Annotated in this window: 5 protein-coding genes; all 5 read right to left on the minus strand. The window is 62.6% G+C overall.

Annotated elements, in window-relative coordinates; genetic code table 11:
* Positions 1-17: 17 nt before the first annotated feature.
* The 5 genes from BSZ39_RS06395 to BSZ39_RS06415 all read right to left on the minus strand — a co-directional run bounded on the left by BSZ39_RS06395 (position 18) and on the right by BSZ39_RS06415 (position 6,609).
* Positions 18-1,661, minus strand: a complete 1,644-nt coding sequence (locus tag BSZ39_RS06395) for a VanW family protein (protein WP_073716541.1) — start codon at positions 1,659-1,661, stop codon at positions 18-20.
* Between the two features lie 102 nt (positions 1,662-1,763).
* Positions 1,764-2,165 (minus strand): hypothetical protein, encoded by a 402-nt coding sequence (locus BSZ39_RS06400; protein ID WP_073716542.1) that lies wholly within the window; start codon positions 2,163-2,165, stop codon positions 1,764-1,766.
* Positions 2,162-4,084, minus strand: a complete 1,923-nt coding sequence (gene typA, locus BSZ39_RS06405; protein WP_073716543.1) for a translational GTPase TypA — start codon at positions 4,082-4,084, stop codon at positions 2,162-2,164. Before typA ends, BSZ39_RS06400 begins: the two co-directional genes overlap by 4 nt.
* Before the next feature lie 96 nt (positions 4,085-4,180).
* Positions 4,181-4,783 (minus strand): PH domain-containing protein, encoded by a 603-nt coding sequence (locus tag BSZ39_RS06410; RefSeq protein WP_073716544.1) that lies wholly within the window; start codon positions 4,781-4,783, stop codon positions 4,181-4,183.
* Positions 4,784-4,863: 80 nt separating this feature from the next.
* The gene (locus tag BSZ39_RS06415; protein ID WP_083602993.1) at positions 4,864-6,609 is read right to left on the minus strand and encodes an ABC transporter family substrate-binding protein; all 1,746 of its coding nucleotides are present in this window, start codon (positions 6,607-6,609) and stop codon (positions 4,864-4,866) included.
* Between the last annotated feature and the right edge of the window lie 85 nt (positions 6,610-6,694).

Genomic DNA, 6,694 nt, shown 5'->3' on the forward strand with positions numbered 1-6,694 from the left:
CGGCTGGCTCTAGTCTATTAGGGCTTGCCACACTTGACGATTGGCCAGGCATTATAAGTCCAGGTCCAGGACTTCTTGTCATGCAACTTGCCATCCTTGTAACGTTCTCGACCGAAGTCGACCGTGAAACCAGGGGTGGTGCCGTGCTCAGGTTTGCAGTCCGGGCGCTGGTTGTACACGACCTGGGGGCTGGTGATGTTGCGTCGCGGCGAAGTCCAACTCTTTACCTCGAAGGTCTTGGTGGACCATAGGCGCACATGCACGCGGTTATTTGCGACATATGCATCAACGAGCACACCGTATTGCGTCGGGTTCTTCCACTTCATGTCGAGGCTCGGGCCCCACAGCGTGGCTTCCCGGCCTTCGGGGTAGCGGGAGAAGTAGCGCGAGTGCTGGCGGAATTCGACGAGGTCCATGCCCGCGAAGAACGCGGCGTTGAACGTCGTCGTCGACAGCTGGGACAGGCCGCCACCGAGCGCCTTGGTGGCAAAGCCCGACTCAACGACACCGGAGTCCACGAAACCACGCTCGTAGGTGACCGGGCCGAGGGCCTGCAGCAGCGAGAAGGTTTCACCGGGTTTGATGAGAGTGTTGGAGATGATCTTGGAACCGACGATCAGGTTCTTGGTACGCACTCGGTCGGCGGTGAGCGGGGTGTCGAATTCGCCGATGATTTCCTTTACGCCCAGCTTGTTCGCATCCTCGGTCGTGAATTCGGCATCGGACTCGCTCATCTCGACATTGGCCGTCTTTTCGCTCGACTGTGCGGCGGTCGTCACCTTCGCGGCGAGATCATCAGCGTTCAGGGCGCGACCGGGCTTGGATGGGACGACGACGGGCTTACCGCCTTCCATCACGATCTTGGCATCGGTTCCCGACGAACCCAGCTCCGGGGACTTTTCGACGACGAGCTCCTTCAGTTTGTCCTGATCGAGCGTGAGCTTATTGCCCGCGACGTCGACGGTCGCGATCGCGGTGAGTTCCGCGACGGGCAACTCCACGCTCGTATCGCCGACCTTGACGGTGACGGGGCCGGAGGTCATCGGGTCGATGATGTCGCGCTTGGCGGCGTCCAACTGCTCCTGACCGACCTTGGGGGCAGTTGAGGTCGTGGGAAGCTTCAGCGGTCCGGTCGCCGACAGAAAGTTACTCTTGACCTCGGGCACCGCTTCGTCAACGTTGAGCGTATTGCCGTCCTTCGGCTCGGTGATCGAAGGCTTACCGTCTTCAAAGACGACGCTCGCGTCCACGGGATCGGTCTTCAGCGAATCGCCGATCGAGGTGAGGGCCGAGGTGAGCTTCGCATCATCGCTCGTGACCTTGGGGTCAAGCTTGGCGCCGCCGGTGAAGTGCGCGAACACGACGCGAGGGTCCAGCGTGAATCCGGTCAGCTTCTTCACCGTCGAGTCGATATCGACACCGAGTCCAGCATCGGCCGGAACGAGTTCGCCCTCCTGGTCGCCCACGGCGAGCTTCAATGGCGCGGCGAGTTTTTCTTCAAAAGCGGAGTTCAGCGTCGAGCGGGCTTCGCTCGCCGACATGCCGCCGATCTGGACACCGGAGACCGTCGTATCCCGCGGGACCTTCGAGCCCGCGAACGCGGCAGCCGCGACATATGCAATGAGAAGAACGGCAACGACAGCGCCGATAATGACGGGCACCCGTCGATACCAGGGGGTCGCTGCCCCAGGATCTCGAGACGTATCGACGTCTTGATCAAACTCCGCTGAACTCATCGTGCCCCCGTGCCTCGTGAACTGGATTTAAACGCGGTCGTGTTCATCATACGGCGGGGTTAGCGATTCATCCTTTGCTAACCGCACAATTCCGCCAAGTAGCACCGTGAGGGTAGCCACGGTAATCGACCCGATATACCAGGTCAGACTCCGCCAATCCCCCACCATCAGCGCCGCCGCATCGGAGCTCAGCGACTGCGCCAGCGGCGGCAGGCCAATCACGACGAGGGCGTAGACGAGGCTCGGGATCCTGCCGTGGCCCGAGCGAATGTGGATGCCGCCCGCGCCAACGAGCAGCCAGGCAAGCCCGATCCCCCACGGGATCTCGCCGTTGCGACCACGGTGCACGAGCAGCGCGAGATAGGCGACGAGGAGCCCGACGATCAGCGCCCACGCGATCGACCGGACCGGGAGCGAAGGACGGCTCACGACTCAGCCTTTTCCGCGCGGCGACGCGCCGCGGCGATCTTGAACCGTTCCGTGGCGGGCAGGACGACCTTGCGGATGCGCACGTCGTTCGGCGTCACCTCGACGCATTCGTCGGCGGCCGCAAATTCGAGCGACTCTTCAAGCGTGAGCTGGCGCGGCGGCACGAGGTTTTCGAACGCGTCCGCGTTGGCCGAGCGCATGTTGGTCTGTTTCTTTTCTCGGGTGACGTTCACGTCCATATCCTCGCCGCGGGAGTTCTCTCCCACAACCTGGCCCTCGTAGACCTCCGAGGTCGGCTGGACGAAGAAGGAGCCACGCTCCTGCAGGTTGATCATCGCGTAGGGCGTGACGGCGCCCGCGCGGTCGGCCACGAGCGAGCCGGTCGTGCGCGCGGTGATCGCGCCGGCCCACGGCTCCCAGCCTTCGAAGATCGAGGCCGCGATACCGGTGCCGCGCGTCTCGGTAAGGAAACGCGTGCGGAAGCCGATAAGCCCGCGGGCGGGCACGAGGAATTCCAGGCGCACCCAACCGGTGCCGTGGTTCGTCATCGTCTCCATGCGGCCCTTGCGGGCGGCCATGAGCTGCGTGACCGACCCCAGGTACTCCTCCGGGATATCGATCGTCAGACGCTCCATCGGCTCGAGGACCTGGCCGTCGACCTTGCGAGTGAGCACCTGCGGCTTGCCGACGGTGAGCTCGAAGCCTTCGCGGCGCATCTGCTCGACAAGGATCGCGAGGGCGAGTTCGCCGCGTCCCTGGACCTCCCAGGCATCGGGGCGTTCCGTCGGCAGGACGCGCAGCGACACGTTACCGATGAGTTCGCGATCGAGCCGATCCTTCACCTGACGGGCCGTAACCTTCGCGCCGCGCACGCGGCCCGCGAGCGGAGACGTATTAATACCGATCGTCATCGCGATCGCCGGCTCGTCAACCGTAATGAGCGGCAGCGGCCGGGGGTCTTCGAGGTCGACGAGCGATTCGCCGATCATGATGTCTTCGATGCCCGCGACTGCGACGATCTCGCCGGGGCCCGCGGACTCCGCGGGCACGCGAGTGAGGGCCTCGGTGCGCAGCAGCTCGGAAATCTTCACGGGTGCGACGCTGCCGTCCTGTTTGGCCCAGCCGACCTGCTGGCCCTTGCGGATCGTGCCGTTGTGCACGCGCAGCAGCGCGAGGCGGCCCAGGAACGGCGAGGCGTCAAGGTTCGTCACGTGCGCCTGCAGCGGCGCATCCTCGTCATAGCTCGGCGCCGGGATGCGCTGAAGGATCGTATGGAAGACGGCTTCCATCCCCTCGTCTACGGGCAGCGTGCCGTCCGTGGGCTGGGTGAGACTCGCACGCCCGGCTTTCGCCGAGGCGTAGACGACGGGAACATCGAGAACGGTATCCAGGTCGAGATCCGGGTGGTCTTCGGCCAAGTCCGAGGCGAGCGAGAGCAACAGGTCCATCGTCTCTTCTACGACCTCGCTGATGCGCGCGTCCGAGCGGTCGACCTTATTGACAACGACGATGACGGGCAGCGACGCGGCGAGCGCTTTGCGCAGCACGAATCGGGTCTGCGGCAACGGGCCTTCCGAGGAGTCGACTAGGAGCACGACGCCATCGACCATCGACAGGCCGCGTTCGACCTCTCCGCCGAAGTCGGCGTGGCCCGGGGTATCGATGACGTTGATCGTCACGCCGCCGGGGGCGCCGTTTTCGGCAGCGGCGGGGCCCCGGTAGTGGACGGCTGTGTTCTTCGCGAGGATCGTGATGCCCTTTTCGCGTTCCAGATCTCCGGAGTCCATTGCACGATCATCGACATGCTCATGTTCCCCGAATGCGCCACAGGCCCACAGCAGGGCATCGACGAGGGTGGTCTTGCCATGGTCGACGTGAGCGACGATGGCGACATTGCGCAGATCTAGGCGCTGGGGCATGAAGGTAACTTCCGGTTCGGGTTCGACGAAACACCCGCGAGGTTCGGGCGACGGTACATCCTAACGCTTAACTCGTGTCAGACCATAGCAAGCGCACTAGTACGTAGCGGAAAACACTACCCAGCAAATCGAGGCAACAAAGATCGCCACCGCCGGCGTGTTCCAGCGCCAGCCAGTTTCCTCAGCGACGCTCACCCCGCCGCGAGAGACGACCTCGCGGCGGTAGGTCGAGGCCGTGCGAATGATCTTTTCTTCGTCGATCAACCGCGCAGTCGTCGCAGCATCGGCCGAGATCGTCTGCAGCTCGGTGCCTTCCGAGATCGATGGCGATGCCGCCGGCGGCCGGGTGGACTCCCGATAGCCGCCGCGAGCCGGGGCGGCCCAGGCCGTGTACTGCTGGCGCTCGGTTCGCACCCGTAGTGCGCCGCGCGAGGAGGTCTCGGTGATGACATCGAACGGAATGGCAACGGAGCGCAGCGGGTTGGCGATCGCAACTCCCGTATCGGAAATCTGCACGCGCGGGTAATACCAGAGCAGCCACACCACAACGAGGACGAACACGGGATAGGCCGCAAGGCGGGCTGCAGAGGCAATGCCAGCAGTCCACAGCGCCTGAGCGATGAGGCCGACCGCGAGTGCAGCAACCGCAAAAAAGCCGACTCTACCCAGAGTCGAACGTACGAGAATGGTGGGGCGCATGAGCGCTATTGTTTCACAGCATGAGGCGGGCCCCACCCGTAGGTGGGACCCGCCTTGGCAGTGTCAGCTATCCGACGTGGTTACTTCGTGTAGCCGATGTCTTCCGGCTTGCCACTCGAGAGACCGAAGGCGCCGTAGTTTGCGAGGTTCTTCGGGGTCGCAATCATCTGCGCACGCTGGTAGATCGGAACGGTGTGGACAGCTTCCCAGATCGCCTTGTCGACTTCATTGGTGAGGTCGATGCGCTTCTTCTTGTCCATCTCCTTGGCGATCTCGGGGACCAGTTCGGTGACCTTCGGGATTTCGAGCTTCGCGAAGTTCGAGGAGCTCTTGGCGCCGTAGATCTGGTCGATATTGGCCATCGGGTAGTTCGTGCCAACCCAGGAGAACGTGGCGATTTCGTATTCGCCGCGCTGCAGCTGTTTGAAGAATTCGTTGGACGAGGTCGGGACAATGGTGACCTTGATACCGATCTTCTTCATCTGGTCCTGGAGCATCTTGCCCTCGTTCTCCGAGGTCGAGATACCGGAGATCGCGAGGTACTTGATTTCAAGTTCCTTGCCACCCTTGGTGCGGAATTCCTTGCCCTCTTCGAGCTTCCAGCCGATCTCATCGAGCAGCGCGCCGGCCTTCTCGGGATCGTAAGGGGTCACGTTCGAGTTATCGACGTAGCCTTCCTGGTCCGGCATGAAGAAGTGGTTACCGAGGACGAGCTCCTCGGGCTTGATGATGTCGATGCCCGCGAGGTCAGACTTGGTGGTCTGGACGCGGTCCATGCCCATGGCGATCGCCTGACGCACCTTCTGATCGCTCATGACCTCAGCCTGGGAGTTGATCGTGTAGTGGCGCCAGGTCTTACCGGTGCCAACACGGACCTCAGCGTCTGCGCGCTTGATAACGGTCTGGTAGGTGTTGGCATCGATGATGCCGCCGGTCACGTCAAGCTCCTTGTTAGCGAAGGCGCCCGGAATCGCGTCCGCGCCCAGGGCCTTGAACTCGACCTTTTCGAGGAGAGCCTTGTCGCCCCACCACTTGTCGTTCGGGACGAGGGCAACGCGGCCAGCCGACCGGTCAACCGACTCGAACTTGAACGGGCCAGCCAGCCAGTCGTCGTTCGGCATATCGGTCTTCCAACCCGTGTTGTAGGTCTCGGGATCCTTGATGGAGTCCTTCTTCAGGACGCCGCTGAAAGTACCGGACCAATCCGGGTAGGGGTTCTTGAAGGTTACGACGACCTCATACTCATCCGCGCCCTTTTCGACCTTTTCGACGGACGTCCAGCCATCGGTTGAGGCGCAGACGTACTTATCGGTCGGCTCTGCGTCGCTTTCAGGGTCAGCCTCGGCGACGTTCGAGCCGTCACAAACCTTAGCGGTCTGCGCGTAATCTTCCCAGGTGATCGGATCGCCGTTGTTCCACTTAGCTTTCTTGTTCAGCTTCAGCGTGACAACCTGCGGTGAGTCTCCGGTCGCGTCCTTAACATCGTAGGACTCGAGGAAGTTCGGGTTGACCTCGAACGTGCCGTCCGGCTTGTACAGCCAGTTGGATGGAAGCGTGTAGCCCAGCATATCGCTGATGTCGGCTTCGTTGCCATCAATGTGCATGCCGTTCCAGTTCGAGGGAAGCTTGGAAATCGGAATTCGAAGAACGCCGCCCTCTTGCAGCTCGCTACGATCCTTAGCATTGATCTGGGTGCCGGAATCGTTAGCCGGGCCACCAGTGCCCTTATTGCCGTTGTTTCCGCCGCCGGAGCCACCGGAGCAGCCAGCGAGGGCGAGAACGCCCGCTGCGGCCACGGCGGTCATTGCGCGAGTAATCTTTCGCACAGGAGTTGAGTCCCTCATAGTGGTGTAGCGGGGTGGTCGTGCTGGACAGCAGGGCGGTCACCGCGTGATCCTCGAGTTCATCTTC

Origin of the sequence: Bowdeniella nasicola (assembly GCF_001907295.1) — a bacterium.
GTDB lineage: Bacteria > Actinomycetota > Actinomycetes > Actinomycetales > Actinomycetaceae > Bowdeniella > Bowdeniella nasicola.

Excerpts from the sequence above, each read along its gene's own strand:
- typA (WP_073716543.1), bottom strand. The coding sequence starts at position 4,084 with ATGCCCCAGCGCCTAGATCTGCGCAATGTCGCCATCGTCGCTCACGTC.
- BSZ39_RS06410 (WP_073716544.1), bottom strand. The coding sequence starts at position 4,783 with ATGCGCCCCACCATTCTCGTACGTTCGACTCTGGGTAGAGTCGGCTTT.